Origin of the sequence: Pacificibacter marinus, from assembly GCF_018860665.1 — a bacterium.
GTDB lineage: Bacteria > Pseudomonadota > Alphaproteobacteria > Rhodobacterales > Rhodobacteraceae > Celeribacter > Celeribacter marinus_A.
Map to the genome: position 1 here is coordinate 69,273 of NZ_JAHKPK010000055.1, position 20,881 is coordinate 90,153.

At 53.8% G+C, this 20,881-nt stretch carries 22 protein-coding genes; 16 read left to right on the plus strand and 6 right to left on the minus strand.

What is annotated here, in order from left to right:
* Positions 1–100: 100 nt before the first annotated feature.
* The 3 genes from clpS to KO497_RS14280 are packed head-to-tail and all read left to right on the plus strand — an operon-like array spanning position 101 to position 2,268.
* Positions 101–424 (plus strand): ATP-dependent Clp protease adapter ClpS, encoded by a 324-nt coding sequence (clpS, locus tag KO497_RS14270; RefSeq protein ID WP_215944841.1) that lies wholly within the window; start codon positions 101–103, stop codon positions 422–424.
* Positions 425–445: 21 nt separating this feature from the next.
* The gene (locus tag KO497_RS14275; protein ID WP_215944621.1) at positions 446–1,426 is read left to right on the plus strand and encodes a class I SAM-dependent methyltransferase; all 981 of its coding nucleotides are present in this window, start codon (positions 446–448) and stop codon (positions 1,424–1,426) included.
* 29 nt (positions 1,427–1,455) lie between these two features.
* Positions 1,456–2,268, plus strand: coding sequence for an SDR family NAD(P)-dependent oxidoreductase (locus tag KO497_RS14280; RefSeq protein ID WP_215944622.1), 813 nt, complete (start codon positions 1,456–1,458; stop codon positions 2,266–2,268).
* Positions 2,269–2,274: 6 nt separating this feature from the next.
* On the opposite strand, the gene KO497_RS14285 is transcribed toward KO497_RS14280, so the two are convergent.
* Positions 2,275–2,649: a hypothetical protein gene (locus KO497_RS14285; RefSeq protein WP_215944623.1), complete on the minus strand. Its 375-nt coding sequence runs from the start codon at positions 2,647–2,649 to the stop codon at positions 2,275–2,277.
* Between the two features lie 115 nt (positions 2,650–2,764).
* Between KO497_RS14285 and hemF the strand changes: the two genes are divergently transcribed.
* The 3 genes from hemF to KO497_RS14300 all read left to right on the plus strand — a co-directional run bounded on the left by hemF (position 2,765) and on the right by KO497_RS14300 (position 4,814).
* A complete protein-coding gene (gene hemF / locus KO497_RS14290; protein WP_215944624.1) occupies positions 2,765–3,658 on the plus strand; it encodes an oxygen-dependent coproporphyrinogen oxidase in 894 nt (297 codons plus the stop codon).
* A gap of 84 nt (positions 3,659–3,742) precedes the next feature.
* Positions 3,743–4,018, plus strand: coding sequence for a helix-turn-helix domain-containing protein (locus KO497_RS14295; RefSeq protein ID WP_215944625.1), 276 nt, complete (start codon positions 3,743–3,745; stop codon positions 4,016–4,018).
* Positions 4,019–4,088: 70 nt separating this feature from the next.
* Positions 4,089–4,814, plus strand: a complete 726-nt coding sequence (locus KO497_RS14300; protein ID WP_215944626.1) for a DUF1499 domain-containing protein — start codon at positions 4,089–4,091, stop codon at positions 4,812–4,814.
* Positions 4,815–4,937: 123 nt separating this feature from the next.
* Here the strand turns inward: KO497_RS14300 and KO497_RS14305 are convergent, their stop codons facing one another.
* Together KO497_RS14305 and hemE are read right to left on the minus strand one after the other, a co-directional pair.
* A complete protein-coding gene (locus KO497_RS14305) occupies positions 4,938–5,435 on the minus strand; it encodes a GNAT family N-acetyltransferase (protein ID WP_215944627.1) in 498 nt (165 codons plus the stop codon).
* The gene (gene hemE / locus KO497_RS14310) at positions 5,432–6,469 is read right to left on the minus strand and encodes a uroporphyrinogen decarboxylase (protein WP_215944842.1); all 1,038 of its coding nucleotides are present in this window, start codon (positions 6,467–6,469) and stop codon (positions 5,432–5,434) included. The genes KO497_RS14305 and hemE overlap by 4 nt, the downstream gene beginning before the upstream one ends.
* Before the next feature lie 100 nt (positions 6,470–6,569).
* Between hemE and hemC the strand changes: the two genes are divergently transcribed.
* Positions 6,570–7,514 carry a hydroxymethylbilane synthase gene (hemC, locus tag KO497_RS14315; RefSeq protein WP_215944628.1) on the plus strand — a complete coding sequence of 315 codons (945 nt, stop codon included), beginning with the start codon at positions 6,570–6,572 and terminating at the stop codon, positions 7,512–7,514.
* 144 nt (positions 7,515–7,658) lie between these two features.
* On the opposite strand, the gene KO497_RS14320 is transcribed toward hemC, so the two are convergent.
* Positions 7,659–8,834, minus strand: coding sequence for an MFS transporter (locus tag KO497_RS14320; RefSeq protein ID WP_215944629.1), 1,176 nt, complete (start codon positions 8,832–8,834; stop codon positions 7,659–7,661).
* A 163-nt stretch (positions 8,835–8,997) separates the two neighbouring features.
* Here KO497_RS14320 and KO497_RS14325 point away from each other — a divergent pair, with 163 nt between their 5' ends.
* Both KO497_RS14325 and KO497_RS14330 read left to right on the plus strand, forming a co-directional pair.
* Entirely contained in the window at positions 8,998–9,840 is an 843-nt protein-coding gene (locus tag KO497_RS14325; protein WP_252729687.1) for a LysR substrate-binding domain-containing protein, read from the plus strand.
* A 176-nt stretch (positions 9,841–10,016) separates the two neighbouring features.
* Positions 10,017–11,159 (plus strand): HPP family protein, encoded by a 1,143-nt coding sequence (locus KO497_RS14330; RefSeq protein WP_215944631.1) that lies wholly within the window; start codon positions 10,017–10,019, stop codon positions 11,157–11,159.
* Between the two features lie 221 nt (positions 11,160–11,380).
* On the opposite strand, the gene hemN is transcribed toward KO497_RS14330, so the two are convergent.
* The gene (gene hemN / locus KO497_RS14335) at positions 11,381–12,736 is read right to left on the minus strand and encodes an oxygen-independent coproporphyrinogen III oxidase (protein WP_215944632.1); all 1,356 of its coding nucleotides are present in this window, start codon (positions 12,734–12,736) and stop codon (positions 11,381–11,383) included.
* Between the two features lie 74 nt (positions 12,737–12,810).
* Between hemN and fnrL the strand changes: the two genes are divergently transcribed.
* Positions 12,811–13,542, plus strand: coding sequence for a transcriptional regulator FnrL (gene fnrL, locus KO497_RS14340; protein WP_215944633.1), 732 nt, complete (start codon positions 12,811–12,813; stop codon positions 13,540–13,542).
* A 120-nt stretch (positions 13,543–13,662) separates the two neighbouring features.
* Here fnrL and KO497_RS14345 read toward each other — a convergent pair whose 3' ends face one another.
* Positions 13,663–14,502 carry a universal stress protein gene (locus KO497_RS14345; protein WP_215944634.1) on the minus strand — a complete coding sequence of 280 codons (840 nt, stop codon included), beginning with the start codon at positions 14,500–14,502 and terminating at the stop codon, positions 13,663–13,665.
* A 259-nt stretch (positions 14,503–14,761) separates the two neighbouring features.
* Here KO497_RS14345 and ccoN point away from each other — a divergent pair, with 259 nt between their 5' ends.
* The 6 genes from ccoN (at position 14,762) to ccoG (ending at position 20,881) form a co-directional block, all read left to right on the plus strand.
* On the plus strand, positions 14,762–16,357 hold the full coding sequence (ccoN, locus tag KO497_RS14350) for a cytochrome-c oxidase, cbb3-type subunit I (RefSeq protein WP_215944635.1): 1,596 nt from the start codon (positions 14,762–14,764) through the stop codon (positions 16,355–16,357).
* Between the two features lie 13 nt (positions 16,358–16,370).
* The gene (ccoO, locus tag KO497_RS14355) at positions 16,371–17,096 is read left to right on the plus strand and encodes a cytochrome-c oxidase, cbb3-type subunit II (RefSeq protein WP_215944636.1); all 726 of its coding nucleotides are present in this window, start codon (positions 16,371–16,373) and stop codon (positions 17,094–17,096) included.
* 11 nt (positions 17,097–17,107) lie between these two features.
* Complete coding sequence (locus KO497_RS14360) at positions 17,108–17,290, plus strand: cbb3-type cytochrome oxidase subunit 3 (RefSeq protein ID WP_215944637.1); 183 nt, start codon at positions 17,108–17,110, stop codon at positions 17,288–17,290.
* The gene (ccoP, locus tag KO497_RS14365; protein ID WP_215944638.1) at positions 17,287–18,147 is read left to right on the plus strand and encodes a cytochrome-c oxidase, cbb3-type subunit III; all 861 of its coding nucleotides are present in this window, start codon (positions 17,287–17,289) and stop codon (positions 18,145–18,147) included. Before KO497_RS14360 ends, ccoP begins: the two co-directional genes overlap by 4 nt.
* Positions 18,148–18,297: 150 nt before the next feature.
* On the plus strand, positions 18,298–19,206 hold the full coding sequence (gene yghX / locus KO497_RS14370; protein ID WP_215944639.1) for a YghX family hydrolase: 909 nt from the start codon (positions 18,298–18,300) through the stop codon (positions 19,204–19,206).
* A gap of 244 nt (positions 19,207–19,450) precedes the next feature.
* Positions 19,451–20,881 (plus strand): cytochrome c oxidase accessory protein CcoG, encoded by a 1,431-nt coding sequence (ccoG, locus tag KO497_RS14375; RefSeq protein WP_215944640.1) that lies wholly within the window; start codon positions 19,451–19,453, stop codon positions 20,879–20,881.

Sequence of the window (20,881 nt, forward strand, 5' to 3'; positions counted from 1 at the left end):
CTTTATTCGTGTGAAAAAGGGTCTATATAAAGCGCCCGAACACTGATTTTTTCGACTGACCCGAATGGGAGCACCCAGCGTGATCCACTTGCCTTATAAAATGTCCGACAAAGACGACCATTTTGACGATGGTGACCTTGGCTTGGCCTTGAAAACAAAGCCAAAAACCCAACGCCCGCCGATGTATAAGGTGATGCTTTTGAATGACGACTACACCCCGATGGAATTCGTTATTCTGGTGCTGGAACGGTTTTTCGGAATCGGCAGCGCTAAAGCGACAGAGATTATGTTGACTGTTCACAAAAAAGGTCTGGCCGTCGTGGGCGTGTTTGCCTTCGAAATTGCCGAGACAAAGGTGGCCCAAGTGATGGATTTCGCCCGTCGCCACCAACACCCGCTGCAATGCACAATGGAAAAGGAATAGGCGTTCGCGCCGACCCTGCCAATGGTATCCCCAAGACTTTCCCTCGTCCTTGATGGACAAGACCAGCCCAATCGGGTCGTGGTCTATCGCCCGCGTTCCGATGCCGATTACAGTGGTTTCGGTGATGCATCCGTGCAAATTGTTCAAGGGTTCAAACCCGACTTTGCCGCCTTTCAATCGCTTGGGTATGACACCCGTACAGCGGCTGAGGGATCATTCGATCTGGCCATTGTGGCTGTGCCCCGTGCCAAACGCGAAGCCCGCGCTTTGATTGCGGATGCGGCCATGCGCTCTGTGCGTGTTGTGGTTGACGGGCAAAAGACGGATGGCATCGACAGCCTGCTTAAAGATGTGCGCAAACGCGCCGATGTGACTGCACTTGTGTCAAAGGCGCATGGCAAAGCCTTTATGTTTGAGGGCGGCGACTTTACCGACTGGGCCGATCCCGGAGCGTTGAACGCCATCGATGGGTTTGAAACCCGACTTGGCGTGTTTTCTGCGGATCGTGTGGACAAAGCCTCTGCGGCGTTGGTCGCGGCTTTGCCAGACAAGCTGCCGTCAAAAATTGCCGATTTCGGGGCGGGCTGGGGGTACTTGTCGCGCCATATCTTGGCGATTGAGGGTGTGAAAAAACTGCATATTGTTGAGGCTGAAGCCACGGCATTGGAGTGCGCCCGCGCCAATATCACGGATGACCGCGCTGTGTTTCATTGGGCAGACGTCACAACGCATGAAGCCAAACCAGCCTATGATGGCATCATCATGAACCCGCCATTTCACACCACACGTGCCGCCGACCCTGGGCTTGGACAAGCTTTCATTGCCTCTGCTGCGCGCTGTTTGGCCCCGCATGGGCATCTGTGGATGGTGGCCAACCGCCACCTGCCATACGAGGCGACATTGAGCGAACATTTCGGGCTTGTCGCTGAAATTGGCGGCACGCCAGCCTTTAAAATTCTACAGGCGTCCAAGCCTCTTCGCACCGGCAAAAGAATGTCGTAGTCTTGGCATACTAGAATTGGAGATTCGATATGAGCTTCTCGATCGCAGGAAAAACCGCTATTGTGACCGGCGCCGCCAATGGCATTGGCCTAGCGATTGCACGTCATTTCGAGGCCCAAGGCGCGAAGGTTATGTGCGCGGATATGGATGAAAGCAAACTGGCGGATGAATTTGGCGATGCTGGCATAGATGATGGGTCATCTATACGTTACTTTGCTGGTGATTTGCGTAAAAAGCTTACCATCGCCAATCTGTTATCCGCCACCATCGATGCCTTTGATGGTGTCGATATTTTGATCAACGCCTCGCGCCAAGTGGTGCCATGTGATCCAACAATCGCCAAAGAAGATATGGTTGAATACCTGCTTGAGCAAAACTTGATGACCAGCTTGCGCATGACGCAGCAGGTGTCAAAGTGGATGCGGGAACATTCAAAGCGTGATGAAAATCCGAACGGGCCTGTCGGATCAATCGTGAATCTGTCATCTATTGCCGCGCGCAGGACCCATCCGTCCATGATGGCGTTTTCGATCTCAAGTGCGGCGGTAGATCAAATGACCCGTTCGATGGCGGTGGCGATGGCGCCGCATGGCATTCGCGTGAATGCTGTGGCGTTCGGGTCGGTGATGAGTGCAAGTTTGCAAGATATGTTGGCGACCCATGAAGAGTTCCGCAACGAAATCATCGACAAAACGCCGCTTGGGCGCATCGCATCCGCCACAGAAGTTGCAGAGACAGTTCAATACCTTGCCTCTGAGGGTTCTGGTTTTATGACAGGTCAAATTTTGACCGTCGATGGCGGGCGTACCTTGGTCGATCCCGTCGGCAAACCCGCGCATTAATCGGCTTTAATCAGGATAGGCCTGTTGGCAGGCCAACACTTGAGCATCCGCTTTAGCGGCCAAGACCGCTTCTTTCTGACGTAGAACCGCAAGTTTTGCGGCTTCGCCATCAAGGTCGATGGACTTGCGTTTGATCACGGTATCTTTCACGGCGACCCTGCAATATTTGGTGTCACCATTGGGTGTCTCGCCGCATTGTTTGCGCTCATAGTCGACGACTTCGGTCTCGACCAAAGCATAGCCGCGCGCCAGATTGCCCTCAGCTTCATTCACAAAGCTGCGCACAGCCCGCAAATCTTGCGTCGCGCGTGAAATACACATTTGCTGTTCCGAGCAGGCAGCCAACAGCAATAAGGCGGGTAGGGCGAAAAGTGGACGCATGTGAAACTCCTGTTGTTGGTATCATAGCGCTTATTTGCCGCGCCATAAGCGCTCTTGGCAGTGTCGGCGTAATCCTGCTAACAGATGGGCGTAAATTTGTGAATAAGGACGCCTCATGACCGACGATCTACAAGACGAAAAAGCCCGCGCCTCTGCTTGGTTTCGCAGCCTGCGTGATGACATCGTCGGTGCGTTTGAAGCCTTGGAAGACACACAAACAACGGGGCCTTTTGCAGATCACCCCGCAGGCCGGTTCGAAGTGAGCGAGACCAAGCGCAGCTCTGATGACGGCAGTGACGCAGGCGGCGGATTGATGTCTGTCATGCGCGGTGGCCGTGTGTTTGAAAAGGTTGGCGTCAATATTTCCACCGTTTACGGCACGCTAGGCGCGCGGGCGCAAAACGCTATGGCCGCGCGCAAAGGTTTGCCGGGTATGAAAGATGATCCACGCTTTTGGGCGGCTGGCATTTCATTGGTCGCGCATATGCAAAACCCGCACAGCCCTGCCGTGCATATGAACACGCGGATGTTTTGGACGCCGCATGTATGGTGGTTTGGCGGCGGGTCAGACCTGAATCCTTGCATTGAATATGAGGCAGACACTGCCGCCTTTCACGCCGTACAAAAAGAACATTGCGACCGCCACGACGCGTCCTATTACCCCAAGTTCAAAGATTGGGCGGACGAGTATTTCTATATCCCGCACCGCAATCGCGCGCGTGGCGTGGGGGGCATTTTCTTTGACGACCACTGCACGGGAAATTGGGAAAAAGACTTTGCCTTTACCCAAGATGTCGGGCGTGCCTTTCTGCCAGCCTTTCTTGGGGCCACCGAAAAGCGCCGCAACACGCCTTGGACTGAGGCCGACAAAGACGCGCAATTGGTGCATCGTGGGCTCTATGCGGAATACAATCTTGTCTATGACCGCGGCACAAAATTTGGCCTTGAGACAGGTCATGATGCCAATGCCGTGCTGATGTCCTTACCGCCCATGGCAAAATGGGTTTGACGGATGGCCTTGGGCTAAATTCTATCGGCGCAATCTAGGTTCGATGGCGCGCAACACTTTGAACAGTTTTTACGGAGATTTCTAATGACAGATATTACGATTGATACGGGACGCATTAAACTTATCCGCAAGGCGCGTAAAATTGGCCGCCCTAAATTGGCCAAGCAAATCGGTATGACGGAACGTCAGTTGACGAAACTTGAGACGTCGAAAAGCGCAGCTTTGGCAGGTGCCACAGCGCATATGCTGTCAGACGCTTTGCAGGTGCCTTTGCCAACCTTGACGGGTGAATTTGACGTGACTGAGGCGGATTTGAAACCGCATGCCGCACAGGGCTGCACGACTGGATGTTGCGGCTAAGCGCGTGATGACGTGGGCCGTGTCCTGCATCTGTTTATGCTGTGAGTGAAATTTTCAAGAGAGTTTAAAAATGAAAAGATTTGTCATACTTGCAGTGATCACTGCGGTTCTGGGATTGAGCTTGATGGCGACCATATTCTTTGGCGCGCGCTTTGGGCTGTGGGAACCGATCAAAGGTTTCCAGCTTTATAGGTCCTATTTCAACCTGATCGGCTTTGTTATTTTGGGAGCGGGCGTGCTTGCCATGCTCGTGCATCTCGTGCGTGCAGAACGCAAACAGGCGGGCCTTGGTGGGGTCATTTGTCTGATCGGGCTCGCGTCTTTGACGCCTTGGCTGCTGGCTTTGGCCAACCCACCTGTGCGTGCCGCCCCGATCCATGATATTTCAACAGATATGGTGAACGTTCCGCAATTCGAGGTGATCAATGAAACCCGCGCGGGCGCGTCCAATACACTTGTCTATGGCGGTGCAGATGTTGCTGCGGCGCAGGCCAAAAGCTACCCTGATATCGCACCACTTCTAACGGATCTGTCACCTGAGGCGGCGTTCGAGCGCGCTTTGGATGTTGCTGCCGATACGGGCTGGGATATTGTCGCTTCAGATGACGCGCGCTTGCGCTTTGAGGCAACAGCCCGCACGCCTGTGTTCTATTTTGCCGATGACATCGTTGTGGTTGTCACCCCTGAGGGCGATGCCGCGCGTGTGGATATGCGCGGCGTGTCGCGGGTCGGGCGCAGTGACCAAGGCGTGAACGCGGCCCGTATCCGTGCGTTTCAAAGCGCGTTTTCCGAATAAAGGCCAGTCGCACGCGCATAAAAGGTTAGTGCCTTTGTCTAAAGTCGCAAAGCGTGAGACTTCAAAAAGAAAAGGGGCCTCAGCGCGGCCCCTTTTTATATGCGTGCTTTGCGTGAGAGGCGCTTATCCAGCCAAAGCCTGTAAATCGTCCCACGTCACGGGGTAGGTTTGCACCGGTTCGCCGTAGAGCTTTTCGTCCTGCGCAGGGCCGCGCGTTCCGCCCATTTTATCATAGAATGCAACGGCGGGTAGATTGTCTGTGATCACTGTCAACGAAACTGCGCTGTGCCCTAGATCGATCAGACGCTTGGCGGCGGCTCGCAACAGGGCCTCGCCAATGCCGCCGCGTTTGCGGGTCGGCGAGACATGCAGGTTGTCGATATAGGTGGGGGTTCGGTCGCACATCACATAGATGAACCCATCCACGACGCCATCTGTTTCGGACACCAGCAGCACATCGCCCGCAGGCACATCCATGCCCACCCACTTGGCGCGCAGATCGTCGACGACGGGCTGGCCGAGATATGCGTCAGATAGCAGACCTTGGTATGCCCCGCGCCAACTGGCGATTTGCAACGCGGCGATGGATTCCATATCGGCGGGAATAGCGGCGCGGATCATGCGTTTTCTCGCAGTGTTTCGATCATCAGAGCCACGTTTTCTGGATCAGCATCGGGCGTGATACCGTGGCCGAGATTGAAAATATGCGGACCCTTTGCGAAGGTGTCGCGCACATGGCGCACCTCGTCGATTAAATCCTGACCGCCTGTGACCATATGTGATGATTTCAAGTTGCCCTGCACGCAACCGTCAACTTGCACATTGGCCGCGCCCCATTCAGGGGTCACAGAATTATCAAGCGCCACACAGTCTACACCAGTCTTTTTGGCGAAACCGATGTAACCGTCGCCAGCCTCACGCGGAAAACCGATGATCGGCACAGTCGGGTGACGGCGTTTCAACTCGCGGGTGATAAGGCGTGCAGGTTCAACAGCATATTTCTCGAACGCCTCGCCTTTCAAAGACCCCGCCCAGCTGTCAAAGATCTTCACCACTTCCGCACCTGCACGAATTTGCATGTCGAGATATTCAATCGTGCTGACGGTCAGCAGGTTTATGACATTCTCAAACAGTTCGTTATTGCCCATCCGCAGCGCATGGGCGGGGCCTTGATCCGGCGTGCCGCGACCTGCCAGCATATAGGTGGCAACGGTCCAAGGCGCGCCTGCGAAACCGATCAATGTGGTCTCGTCGGGCAGTTCTTGGGCTAAGATTTTGACGGTCTCGTAAACAGGGGAAAGCACCTTGTGGATGTCGTCTTTGCCTTTAAGCGCGTTGAAATCGGATTGCTGGGTGATTGTGGACAGTCGCGGGCCTTCGCCAGTGACGAACCAAAGATCGGCGCCCAAAGCTTGGGGCAAGAGCAAAATATCAGCGAATAAAATCGCCGCATCAAAGCCGAAACGGCGGATCGGTTGCAAGGTGACTTCTGCGGCCAGCTCAGGATTGTAGCACAGTTTCAAAAAATCTCCGGCCTGGGCACGGGTGGCGCGATATTCGGGCAAATAGCGCCCCGCTTGACGCATCATCCAAATCGGCGGCACGCTTTGCGTTTCACCGCGCAATGCCTTGAGAATTGTTTTATCTGCCATGATCTGCCCTTCCAAAATTGCTTGGACGTTGGTCTCGTGCCTGCGGTGTTTTGTCAAGCATTCCATGCTTGTCAGGCCATCACGTCGCAGGTAGGTCTTGGATATGACAGTCACATTCCCAACCCCCGCTCGCACTTTGAAAATCGGTACCCGTGGATCGCCTTTGGCACTGGCACAAGCCCATGAAACCCGTGCGCGATTGATGGCCGCCTTTGATCTGCCGGTTGAGGCGTTTGAGGTGGTGGTGATTTCCACCCAAGGCGACCGCGTGCAAGATCGCGCCCTCAAAGAAATCGGCGGCAAGGGGTTGTTCACCCGCGAAATCGAAGACCAGCTTTTGGCGGGTGACATCGATATTGCGGTGCATTCGATGAAAGATATGCCCGTCGATCAACCCGAAGGCCTGATCCTTGATTGCTACCTGCCGCGCGAAAATCCCTGTGATGCTTTTGTGCAGCTTGGTGGCGGCGCGTTAAAAGACCTGCCCCAAGGGGCAACGGTTGGCACGTCGTCCTTGCGCCGCAAAGCGCAATTGTTGCACCGTCGTCCTGATCTGAATGTTGTTGAGTTTCGTGGCAATGTGCAAACGCGGCTAAAAAAGCTGAAAGACGGCGTGGCAGAGGCGACGTTTTTGGCCATGGCGGGGCTGAATCGTTTGAATGCTGCAGACGTGCCGCGCAGTGAAATTACGCCCGAAGAAATGTTGCCAGCCGTGGCCCAAGGGGCCATTGGCATCGAGCGGCGCTTGGATGATGCGAATACCCAGAGGCTGTTGACGGCTTTGCATGATGTGCCAACGGGGCAGCGCTTGGCGGCAGAGCGCGCGTTTTTGGCCGCTTTGGACGGGTCTTGCGAAACACCGATTGCGGGGCTTGCGACATTGAACGGCGACACTTTACACCTGCGCGGTGAAATTCTGCGCATTGATGGGTCCGAGGCGCTGAGCGATGACATCTCAGGCCCGATTGACCAAGGGGCAGCCATGGGAATTGAGTTGGCCGAACGTCTTCTAGCCCGCGCTGGCGATGGATTTTTCGACTGGAAATAGCGACGCTGTTAGACGTTATTAAATGTGTTGCAGGCTCTCGCAGCTACAGCCATCAAATAACGTCATGATTGCAGAACACTGCTTGCGCAATGGGGGATGGAAGGCCAGATAGTGCCTTTGTCGGACGTTTCCAACCCCCAAGTGTCATTCAATATCGGGTAGAAATATCGTCAGGAACCCAAGACAGAGAAGCATGGCCAGATAGCCAAAAACCTGTTGCATTCCAATGTGGTCTGCCAATGCCCCAAGGGCCGCTGCGCCAAGCGCCCCTATGCCAAATGCAAAACCAAAGACGAACCCAGCAACCATTCCGACCTTTTGTGGCAACAGTTCTTGCGCATAGACCACAATGGCCGAGAAGGCTGATGACAAGACCAATCCTACAATAACGCTTAGACAGACGGCGATCCATAGCGGGGTGTGGGGCAACACAGCTGCAAAAGGAAGGGCGCCAAGAATTGACCCCCAGATGACTTTTTTGCGGCCAATACGATCCCCGACCGGCCCCCCGAAAAACGTGCCAAAAGCAACCGCAGCAAGAAAGACGAATAGCAGACCCTGCGCGTGGGGAATGTCGAGACCGAATTTTTCGATCAGGAAAAAGACGTAATAGGCCTTAAAAGTTTCGATATAAACGAATTTACTGAGCAGCAAGGCCCCAAGCACCGCGAATGCAATGATAAGACGCTTGCGCGGTATGGCTGGTCCTACAACGGGTGTTCCGGTGGCCTGCATCATGCGCTGGTGTTGTGTAAACCATCGTGCGACCCACAAAAGGATCATAATGCCACAAACCGCAAGCAGGCCGAACCAGATTGTGCTGAACTGGCCAAGTGGCAATACAATCAGCGCAGCAGCCAAGGGACCAAGAGCTGTGCCTGTATTTCCGCCCACCTGAAAGCTGGATTGGGCAAACCCAAGACGGCCGCCGGACGCCATACGACAGACACGCGATGCCTCTGGGTGAAACAACGCAGAGCCAAGTCCCAGTACGGCAGAGGCCAGTAATAACCCTTCGAACGATCCTGCTGTCGCCAACATAACCACGCCGATTGCGACGATCGCTAGAGAAACGGCAAGTGAATAGGGCTTGGGGCGCAGATCGCCATAAAGTCCGAGAATAGGTTGTAAAATGCAGGCCGTAATTTGCTGTGCCAGCGTCAACAGACCGAGTTGGAAATAGCTGAGGGCATATTCGGATTTCAGCAGGGGATAGAGTGCAGGCAGTAAAAACTGGATCAAATCATTGATGAGATGTGTGCTGCTGACTGCGAGAATCACGGAATAAGATGTCGGTAGAATTGCGGCGCGTTGCGTCATCGTCTTTATCCTTAATTAAGGGAACATCACCGACTATGGACCAGTCGTGAGCTGAAGCATCAATGACGGATATTTACGGGGGTTTCACCTCAAATCGGAACGCTGTAGGCTGTAGAAAATCTATAGGCTTATTATGCGCGATATCCGAAAAAAATTACCGCCAATGAATGCTCTGCGTGCCTTTGCTGCTGCTGGGCGACGCCTTAACTTTCGTGCGGCTTCAGAAGACCTTGGCGTGTCGCAAGGCGCGGTGGCGCAGCAGATCCGTTTGTTGGAAGATTATTTGGGGCAGGCCCTATTTATACGCCTGCCACGAGGCGTTGCCTTGACACCGCGGGGCGCTGTTTACCACGCTGAGGTTAAACACGCTTTCGATATTTTGCTGGAGGCGACGGATCAGATCAGTGATGCCGATGACAGCTTGACGATCAGCGTGACGCCAACCTTCGCGACGAGGCTCTTGATCCAGAGCCTGCCATCCTTGAACGCCCTTCTTCCTGACGTAAACATCCGCACAATCGCGACGGTTGCGATAACGGATTTTGACCGCGATCAAGTTGATATTTCCGTACGCGAAACTTGCCCTCCCTTTTCGCCAGAGCACGAGGCGCAACTGCTGTTCCGTCAAGATTTCATCATGGTCTGCAGTCCGCATCTTTTAAAGAATGGGGGGCGCGCCCCGACGCAGGTCAGTCTGCGCTCTATGCCACTTCTGCACGATGCCTATGGTCACTGGCAAAAATACTTCGACACCGAGGATCGATTGTTGGGACCGGTCTTCAACCAGATTTCTTTGGCGATTGATGCCGCTTTGGCAGGGCAAGGGGTGGCAATCGTCAGTCGTGCGTTTGTTCAAGCGGATTTAGAGGCTGGGCGACTGATTGATGTCGGTCCCGCTGGCGACGTGTCAGAGCGGAATTATTATCTTGTGAGAAAAAAATCACAGCGACCTCGTCCTATGTTGGATACCGTTTGGTCATGGTGCCTTGAAACATTTGCTCAATGAAATGATAGGTCTGTCACAACTGCGAAGTCTTCTAAAACCACGTCAATCACACTTGTTTTTAAAAAGCTCACACGCGGTCGAGCGATGTTCAGGTCTTGTTGACCTTAAGTAAAGGTATTGCCAATTCGCTTAAGTTTTGAAAAAGACGAGCCTGCTGATTACTGAAAGGTTTTACTGTGTCACTCCTTGGTTCGTTTGGTCCTGCCGTCGCGAAAAGTCCTCCGATAGAAGCGTTGCGGGCGGGGTTAGGAGCCTTCATCGGACTTGCCTTGGCCGGTGCCTTTATTCTGGCACCGACAGTTGATTTGAAACTTGGTTTATATTTGGTCGCGCCATTCGGGGCGAGTTCGGTACTTCTTTTTGCCGTTCCGAATAGCCCTTTGGCGCAGCCCTGGTCGGCAATCGTTGGCAACGTGGTCGCCGCTTTGGTCGGTGTCGCTGTCTGTTTGGTCGTGCATGATCCCGTTCTTCGTATTGCTTTAGCTGTGGGGCTGGCAATTACCGCGATCATGCTGTGTCGGGCGCTGCATCCACCCGCGGGTGCTGTCGCCATGACCGTCGCCATGAGCCCCGAAACAGTGCAAGAATTGGGATTTTATTTTGCCCTGATGCCGATTGGAATCGGTACGGTCTTGCTGGTCCTCATTGCCATAGCGTACGGGCGCATGACTGGGCGACATTATCCATTTCGCCAATTCGATGATCCGAACAGTTACGGAACACAAGACCCTGAGCCAATGGAACGTTTTGGATTGTCCGAAGCTGACCTGACCAACATTCTGGACCGTTATAGGCAATCTTTTAACCTTGGTGTCGAGGATCTGGCGCGATTGATAGGAGCTGCGGAACTGCAGGTCGCGGCCAACAGATCGGGGCCGACAGTTGCTGCTGATATCATGTCGCGCAATCTGATTACCGTAGAGCCAGACACGCCTTTAACAGAGATCGCAGATTTGTTCCGGCGTCACCGATTTACAGCATTGCCGGTCGTTGGGGATGATAGCCGGTTTTTGGGGGTTATTTTCCAAATACATCTCATCGACAGAGCGCGTGAAGATAGTCTTCGTCTAAATCGCGGTTTTGGCAAGGCGATGAAACGGCTTCTTGATCGACGCCGTGAAATGCCGGTGCGGGCAACAGATATCATGAGCGTTGGCGGGCCGCGTGCAACGGCGGACACCCCTTTGTCTGCGCTTCTTCCCCAGATGGCTGACGGAGCGGTTGACGCCGTGCCCGTCTTGGAGCGCGGTCAGCTAATAGGGATCGTCACTTGCACTGATCTTATCGCCGCTTTGGCGCGGAAAAGTCTGGATAAATGAGTGATAGAATCGAAAAAAAATCTGACGTGCATATGCAAGATTTTTTACAAAAGTACCTTGGCGCAGCGCGCGTTATAATCCCTCGCTTTTGCCACATTCGAAATCGATCTCAGTTTACGGAACCACCCATTCCGCGCGCAACCCACGCGGTTGAAGAATACCACAAACGACCATATGACGAACGCCAATGGCCGAAATGATATCGTGGATCGTGCTTGTGCTTATACAGCAGAGGAGTGTTGTGTTTGCGCCATCGCGTAAGTGTCAAAATGGCGCGCAATCATGCGGGTCAAAGGACGCGCCTGTTCGCGGATTTTAATCGATGTTTTTGAAATGCCAAGCATCTTGGGAAAGGCTGCATCGACCGAGATCGCAAAAGCGTCAAAGTCGGATTGGCTCAGGTCAAACCGCGCCGCAAGGTCGCTGTAGTTGACTTGAAAATCACACATCAAGGCTTCGATAATACGCCCGCGCAAATGGTCTTCTGCGGTAAAGGCATGACCTTTGCTGATCGGCAATTCGCCTGCGCGCACCCGTTTTTGATACTCAGATGTCGCAGGCGCATTTTGCGCATATCCGTCGGCGTATTTGGCGATTGAGGACGCGCCGACACCGATCATCGTCTGACATTTATCGTTTGTATACCCTTGGAAATTCCGACGTAGCTTGCCGGATCGTGCTGCGATTTCCAACCCATCGCCGTTGCGGGCAAAGTGATCGATGCCAATTTCGGCATAGCCATCCATCGTAAACAGATCACGGGCAACGTTGAACAAGTCCAACCGCTCTTGTGGGGTTGGTAAGGCGTCTGTCGGAATCATCGATTGACGCCGCGCCACCCATGGCACATGGGCGTATCCGAACAACGCCACACGATCCGGCGACAGCGACAAAAGCTTGTTCACACTGTCGGCGATGCGTTCGCGGGTTTGCCCCGGCAATCCGTATAAAATGTCAGCGTTAAGCGATTTGATCCCACGGGCGCGCAAGCCATCTACGGCGGCCTTGGTGATCTCGTAAGACTGCATGCGGCCGATGGTCTTTTGAATCTCTGGGTTGAAATCCTGTACGCCGATAGAGGCACGATTCATGCCCGCTTTTGCCAAAGCGTCCAGACGGTCATCATCGATTTCGTTGGGATCAATTTCGACCGAAAATTCATAATTTTGCGCAAATGGGGCCAGATCATTGATTGCAGAGGTCAAATCGGCGATCATGCTGGCATCTAATAAGGTCGGCGTGCCGCCCCCCCAATGCAAATGGCCGATCTGAATGCCCGCGGGCAGGTGGCTTGTGACCAGCTGCAATTCAAGTTTGAGCGTCTCGATATAGGCCGCGACGGGACTAAGGGTGCTGGTGCCTTGGGTCCGACAAGCACAAAACCAACATAAACGGCGACAAAACGGCACATGAACATACAGCGATATGGGCACATTTGGGTCAAGATGCGTCATCCAACTGCTCACTTGTGTCGCAGTGATGTCGGTTGAAAAATGTGGCGCGGTTGGATAGCTCGTGTAGCGCGGTACACGAGCATCAAACAGGCCCAGATTGCGGAGTTGTGTGTGGATCGTCATGAGAGTAGGATTTACGGGGCACAAGCTGGTTGCGCTTTGACCCAGATCAAAATGCGTGAGTGAGCAGGATAGTTATGACATTTGACCCAAAAGACTGCGGTACATGCCCCATCCGTCACCGTGCCGTTTGTGCGCGTTGTGAAGCGGATGAGCTGGAAACGCTCGACTCGATCAAATTTTATCGGTCCTTTGAAGCGGGGCAGCCTGTTATTTGGTCCGGTGACACTATGGACTTTGTCGCCTCTGTGGTGACGGGTGTCGCCTCGCTCAGCCAAGCGATGGAAGACGGGCGCACGCAAATGGTTGGGCTGTTATTGCCCTCTGATTTCTTGGGCCGCCCCGGGCGTGAATTTGCCGCCTACGATGTCGTGGCTGTCAGCAATCTGACCCTATGTTGCTTTCGGCGAAAACCTTTTGAAAACATAATGTTGCAAACGCCGCATATCGGACAACGCTTGCTTGAAATGACGTTGGACGAATTGGATGCCGCGCGCGAATGGATGTTGATTTTGGGGCGCAAAACTGCGCGGGAAAAAATCGCGTCCTTGCTGACGATTTTGGCCCGTCGCGAAGCATCGCTTGCATTGCAAACCGCAGAAAACGGCACGTCGTTTGAATTGCCTTTGACCCGTGAGGCGATGGCGGATTATTTGGGCCTCACGTTGGAAACCGTGTCGCGGCAGATGTCTGCGTTCAAACGTGAGGGGATTGTGTTGCTTGAGGGCAAACGCAAGGTGATCATCCCAGATTTCGATGCGCTGATGGCCGAAACCGGTGATGACGCTGACGGCGGCATGGTGTCATAGCGCCGTTTACGCATGCGCGGATTGAAATCAGGTAAGGTCCAGTCCAGTTCATTGGTCTGAAATGTCTCCGCGCCACAAAACGACGGTGCTCTGTGACGCGGGCAGGGGCGTTGATGCGTTTTAATGCGCCATGAATACAGGCAGTTCTGCCATTTCCAGCATGTTGCGTGTGGCGCCGCCCATGATCGATTGACGCAACCGCGAATGACCGTAAGCGCCCATAACCAATAGCTGTGCATCTTGATCGTTCAGGTGACGACACAGCACATCGGACACACGGGGCATGGTTTTGGCCAGCACGGACACTTCGACCGCTACGCCATGGCGGCTGAGCATCTGGCACAGCGCCCCGCCTGGATCAGAGCGATCGGGGCCGTGTTGAGGCGGATCGATTATGGTGATGTTCACACTGTCGGCCTCGGTCAAAATTGGCAAAGCTGACCGCACAGATCCAAGCGCCTCATTGCTTTCATTCCAAGCCACCACAACACGACTGATAGGATCGGGCAGGGTGGCGTTGTCGGGCATGACCAGCACGGGGACGCGACATGAAAATAGTGCAGCTTCCAAAATTTCTTCGTGCTCATGGCCGCGACCGTCGCCGTAAGGACGCGGCAGAACGACAAGATCAGAGAACCGTAGAATGCTTGACAGCTGTGGCGTAAGGCCGGCCATTTGTGCAGTCATCGGCCGCACCGCCCATGAGATGTCTTCGGCGTGCAAATGCTGTTGAATGACGGATTCGATTCGTTCACTTTCAGCCAGCGCGAATTGCAGATTGTCCTGCAAAACCATAGCGTTGGTGCCTGTGTAATAAAACCCAGGCTGCGTCCGGTCCAAGCCAAGGCAAATGACGTCGAGATGGGCTCCGTTGCTGCGCGCCAAAGCGACAGCGGCGTTCAGAGCATGCATGTCAGCGGTTTCATCGCAGACGATGGTGGTGAGGGTTTTAAAGGACATTTGGAGACTCCTGTTTGAGGTCTATCTGTCTCCATTGTGCGCCTGAGCGCGATTTCGGGCTTTGATTGAGATCAATGTGGCTATTTGAGCAGAAGCGCCCGCCACAAATGTCGCAATTGTCGCGCGATCCATCAATCCTTTGACTTAGATCAATGTGTCTTAAGCCGATGTCGTACAAACCCGATATATCATGACTCGTAGTCTCATCTGCGGGTCCATTATGGCCGATCAACAGGCCATTCGACGAAGGGACGCGAAAATGTGGAGCTATATTAAGCTGGCCGTATTGGGGGTCGTGATGATCCTCGCTGGTCTGGCTGCAAATTACGGGCGCGATTTGGGTTATCAGATCCATGCGCTGATCTTCATGGCGGCCACCGCCATGACATTTATTTACACACTGCGCCAAGCTGGCGAAGTCGTTGAAAAGCCCAAAGGCTATCTGGACGGTCCGGTGCGTTTTGGGGTGATTGCGACTGCTGGCTGGGGTGTTGTTGGGTTTCTGGCTGGAACGTTCATTGCGTTTCAATTGGCCTTTCCTCAACTGAACTTTGATTTCCTGCAAGGCTACGGCAACTTTGGGCGTTTGCGTCCCTTGCACACCTCTGCGGTGATCTTTGCATTTGGCGGTAACGCCTTGATCGCATCGTCCTTTTACGTGGTGCAACGCACATCCGCTGTCCGCCTTTGGGGCGGAAATTTGGCGTGGTTCGTGTTTTGGGGCTACAACCTGTTCATCGTTCTGGCGGCAACAGGATACTTGCTGGGGATCACCCAATCCAAAGAATACGCTGAGCCTGAATGGTACATCGATATTTGGCTGACTGTCGTTTGGGTCGCTTATTTGCTGGTGTTCCTTGGCACGCTGATGACCCGTAAAGAAAAGCACATCTATGTGGCGAACTGGTTTTACCTGTCGTTCATCGTGACCATCGCGATGCTGCACATCGTCAACAACTTGGCTGTGCCCGTGTCCATCTTTGGGTCCAAATCTGTGCAGCTGTTCTCAGGCGTGCAAGACGCGATGACCCAGTGGTGGTACGGCCACAATGCTGTGGGCTTTTTCTTGACCGCGGGCTTCCTTGGAATGATGTATTACTTCGTGCCAAAACAAGCCGAGCGTCCGGTGTTTTCGTACAAATTGTCCATCATCCACTTTTGGGCTTTGATCTTTTTGTACATCTGGGCGGGTCCGCACCACTTGCATTACACCGCTTTGCCAGACTGGGCGTCGACCCTTGGCATGGTGTTCTCGATCGTGTTGTGGATGCCGTCTTGGGGCGGGATGATCAACGGTTTGATGACGCTGTCTGGCGCATGGGACAAGCTGCGCACTGATCCTGTTATTCGCATGATGGTGATCTCTATCGGTTTCTACGGCATGTCCACATTTGAGGGTCCAATGATGTCGATCCGCGCTGTGAACTCGCTGTCGCATTATACCGACTGGACCATCGGCCACGTGCACTCTGGTGCTTTGGGTTGGAACGGTATGATCACCTTTGGTGTGCTCTACTTCCTCGTGCCCAAACTGTGGCACAAAGAGCGTTTGTATTCTTTGGGTCTGGTGTCTTGGCACTTCTGGTTGGCCACAATCGGCATCGTTTTATACGCGGCGTCTATGTGGGTCACCGGTATTATGGAAGGCCTGATGTGGCGCGAAGTCGACAGCCAAGGGTTCTTGGTCAACGCATTCGCCGACACAGTGGCCGCCAAACATCCGATGTATGTCGTGCGCGCGTTGGGTGGGGTTCTCTACCTCGCTGGATCGCTCATTATGGTCTATAACCTCTGGATGACTGTGCGTCGTGCGCCTGCAATTGCAGACGCGGCGGCCATGGCTCCGGCAGAATAGGGGGCGCTCAGATATGGGACTTCTAGACAAACACAAGTTCATCGAGACCAACGCAACCATTCTATTGGTTGGGTCGCTCTTGGTGGTGTCCATCGGCGGGATCGTCGAAATCGCGCCTTTGTTCTATCTTGAGAACACCATCGAAGACGTGGAAGGCATGCGGCCTTATTCGCCTTTGGAACTCACCGGTCGCGATATCTATGTGCGTGAAGGCTGTTACGTCTGTCACTCGCAAATGATCCGTCCGATGCGTGACGAAGTCGAGCGGTATGGCCACTATTCCTTGGCGGCTGAATCGCAATACGATCACCCGTTCCAATGGGGCTCAAAGCGCACAGGGCCAGATTTGGCCCGTGTTGGCGGGCGCTATTCAGATGAATGGCATGTGGATCACTTGACCGACCCGCAATCCGTTGTGCCTGAATCCGTGATGCCGAAATACGGCTTCTTAACGGATACGATGATCGAGCCTGAGTATATCGATGATCTGCTCAAGGCGCATAAAATGGTTGGGGTGCCTTACACCGACGAGATGATCGAAGCCGCGCGCGACGACTTTTTGGCGCAGGCTGATCCCGACTCTGATTATGATGCTTTGTTGGAACGCTATCCAAACGCGCAGGTGCGCAATTTTGATGGTGAGGCTGGCATTTCAGAAATGGATGCTTTGATCGCTTACATGCAAATGCTGGGGACTTTGGTTGATTTCTCGACCTTTACCCCCGACGCGTCTCGATAGGAGAGAGTGCCATGAATTATCATATCTTTCGTGAACTCGCAGACTCTTGGGTGCTTTTGGCCATGTTTGTGTTCTTTGTCAGCGCTGTTGTCTGGTCGTTCAGACCGGGCAGTCGCAAACGGCACGCAGAGATCGCGAATATTCCATTTCGCCATGAAGACGCCCCCCTTGATACTGAGGAGTCTCAGTCATGAGTAAGAAGCAAGACAAGACCGAGGTCGAAACCACAGGCCATTCTTGGGATGGGATTGAAGAGTATAACAACCCCTTGCCGCGTTGGTGGTTGTGGACCTTTTATCTGTGTATCGTTTGGGCGATTGGCTATTCTATCGCCTATCCCGCTTGGCCTTTGATCAAAGGGGCTACCACTGGTTTGCTGGGGTATTCAACCCGCGCAGAAGTGGCCAAGGATATCCAAACCTTTGACGAGATGAACGCTGGCATCAACGCCGAATTGGCCGCTGCCAATGTGGCTGACATCCTGCCAAACACACCGCTTGGCGATTATGCAACAAACATGGGCGCGGCTGTGTTTCGCTCCAATTGTTCGCAGTGCCACGGCTCTGGAGCGGCGGGTGCCAAAGGCTATCCGAATCTTTTGGACAATGATTGGCTTTGGGGTGGCACTGTGGATGAAATCGCCTATTCGATCCAGCACGGTATTCGCAACGAGACAGATGATGCGCGCTATTCTGAGATGCCTCGCTTTGGAGCGGATGAAATTCTGGAACCCGAACAGATCGACCAGGTTGTGGAATTCGTGTTGCAACTCTCTGGGTCTGAATTCGATTCAGCACTGGCCATCGAGGGCGCGGTTGTGTTCGAAGAAAACTGTGCGGCCTGTCATGCAGACGACGGAACCGGTGATCGCGATTTCGGCGCTCCAAATCTGGCGGATGCGATCTGGCTTTACGGTGGTGATCGCGAGACCATCCATGAAAGTGTGTCCGAGGCGCGTTTCGGCGTGATGCCAGCTTGGGGTCAACGTTTGACCCAAGCCGAGGTTAACGCCGCAGCCATCTATGTGCACACACGCGGCGGTGGCGAATAACTCCACCGAGGTTTTTAAAACTGACAAAGCTGGCCGCGCGTGTGGCCAGCTTTTTTGTGCAAGCAGGCAAGATTTCCCCACCAACGAATATTTGATTAGCTTTTTGAACTGGTCGCGCTAACGTCAGGTCATGCACAAGGAGATTGCCCAATGAATACACCCACCCAAGAACGTCTCACGGCCGCCGATTTCGATCAAGATCTGCTTGATCTTTACGACTATTACGCCCATGGCAAAATTACAAAACGCGAATTTTTGGACCGCGCGGGCAAGTGGGCCGTCGGTGGTCTGACTGCCGCTGCGATTCTTGGCACTTTGTCGCCGAATTACGCGCTGGCACAGCAAGTGGCCGAAGACGATGACGACATCATCGGCGAAGACATCACCTACCAAAGCCCCGATGGCACCGGTGAGATCACCGCTTATCTCGTGCGTCCTGCCAATATCGATCCCGCGAATCCGCCAGCTGCTGTGCTTGTGGTGCATGAAAACCGTGGCCTGAACCCCTACATCCGCGATGTTGTGCGTCGTTTGGCCAAAGCCGGTTTCATCGCGATGGGCCCCGATGGTCTGTCCTCGCTTGGTGGTTATCCTGGCACAGATGATGAGGGGCGCGATATGCAGCGCACCATCGACCAAGAGGCTTTGCTTAATGATTTCTTTGCAGGGTTCGAATATCTGCAAGCGCTGGAAGGCACCAACGGCAAAGTCGGTGCGACAGGGTTCTGTTACGGTGGTGGCGTGGTTAACAAATTGGCAGTGGCCTATCCTGAAATGGCCGCAGGTGTGCCGTTCTATGGGTCTACACCAACCGCTGAACAAGTGGCTGCCATTCAAGCGCCGCTGCGTATCCAGCTTGCAGCGCTTGATCAGCGCATCAACGCCATGTGGCCTGCTTACCAAGACGCTTTGGAAAAAAATGACAAACGTTATGTGGCCGATATTTACCCCGGTGTGAACCACGGGTTCCACAACGACACGACGCCGCGCTATGACGCGGAAATGGCGAAATTGGCCGAAAAACGCATGATCGCTTGGTTCCGCACCTACCTTGCGTGATTATCCGATTAAAGATTTCATGCGCCCGCCTTGCTTTGCGGGCGCATATTTATGACAGCCGTTTAAATTTGTTAAAGTTATCTGAACTCATTAACGTTTTTTAGGGGTGCGACAAAAGCTGCATCGGCTGCGACAAAAGTCACATCCAAGATACAACTTACGGCCAGCTTGATCCAAATCAAGGTTTAGGACAACCCGCGCGCCCATTAAGGTGCAAACGCGAACAGTCGAAAAGGCCGCTCTCATGAGCTCATCAGACAGCACACCCAAGCTCTACAAAGCCCGCGAACCCATTTTCCCGCGTCGCGTCTCAGGCGTGTTTCGCAATCTCAAGTGGATCATCATGATCCTGACCTTGGGCGTGTATTACGTGTCGCCATGGCTGCGCTTTGATCGTGGGCCGAAACTGCCCGATCAGGCGATTCTGGTGGATATGGCCAACAGACGCTTTTTCTTTTTCTGGATCGAAATTTGGCCGCATGAATTCTATTTTATCGCGGGTCTTTTGATCATGGCAGGGCTGGGGCTGTTCTTGTTCACCTCGGCGGCGGGGCGGGTGTGGTGTGGCTATGCCTGCCCGCAAACAGTTTGGACAGATCTGTATATTCTGGTGGAACGTTGGATCGAAGGTGATCGCAACGCACGTTTGCGTCTGCACCGTCAGAAAAAGCTCGATTTTCGCAAAGCGCGCCTGCGTGTGACCAAATGGATCGTCTGGCTGCTGATTGGTCTGGCGACAGGCGGGGCTTGGGTGTTTTACTTTACAGATGCGCCCACATTGTTGGTCGATCTGGTGACAGGCAATGCGCATCCGGTGGCTTACGGGACTATGGCCGTCTTGACCGCGACGACGTTTTTCTTTGGCGGGTTTGCCCGTGAACAGATTTGCATCTACGCCTGTCCATGGCCGCGTATCCAATCTGCGATGATGGACGAAGATACGCTTGTGGTGGGATATCGTCATTGGCGCGGCGAGCCCCGTGAAAAGCATCGCAAGGGCATAGATACTTCGGGCTTGGGGGATTGCATTGATTGCATGGCTTGCGTGAATGTCTGTCCTGTGGGTATCGATATCCGCGACGGTCAGCAGTTGGAATGTATCACCTGCGGTTTGTGTATTGATGCCTGTGATGACGTTATGGACAAGATCGGCAAGCCACGCGGGTTGATCGATTACATGGCCTTGACCGATGAGCCTCGCGAAATCGCAGGTCATGCGCCCAAACCCATTTGGAAACACATCCTGCGCCCACGCACGATCATGTACACGGGCATTTGGTCGCTTGTCGGATTTGGTCTGCTGTTCGCGCTGTTCATTCAGTCCGACATCGATATGACCGTCGCCCCTGTGCGCAACCCGACCTATGTGATGTTGTCTGATGGCTCTATTCGCAACATTTACGATGTGCGTCTGCGCAATAAACATGGCGAGGATCGCCCGTTCCAAATCTCGACCACGGGCTCTGACGATTTGCTGGTGGACATCGAAGGGGGCGAAGATCAAACTGTGCTTGTGCCCGCAGATGGCACCAAATTGCAGCGCGTTTATGTGATCGCACCCGCACAATCTGGGCCAGCGACATCTGACAGAACACCGTTCACCATGTGGGTGACAGATACAACCAATGATGATCGCGCCTCAACCGAGACCGTTTTCAATGGAAAAGGCAATTAA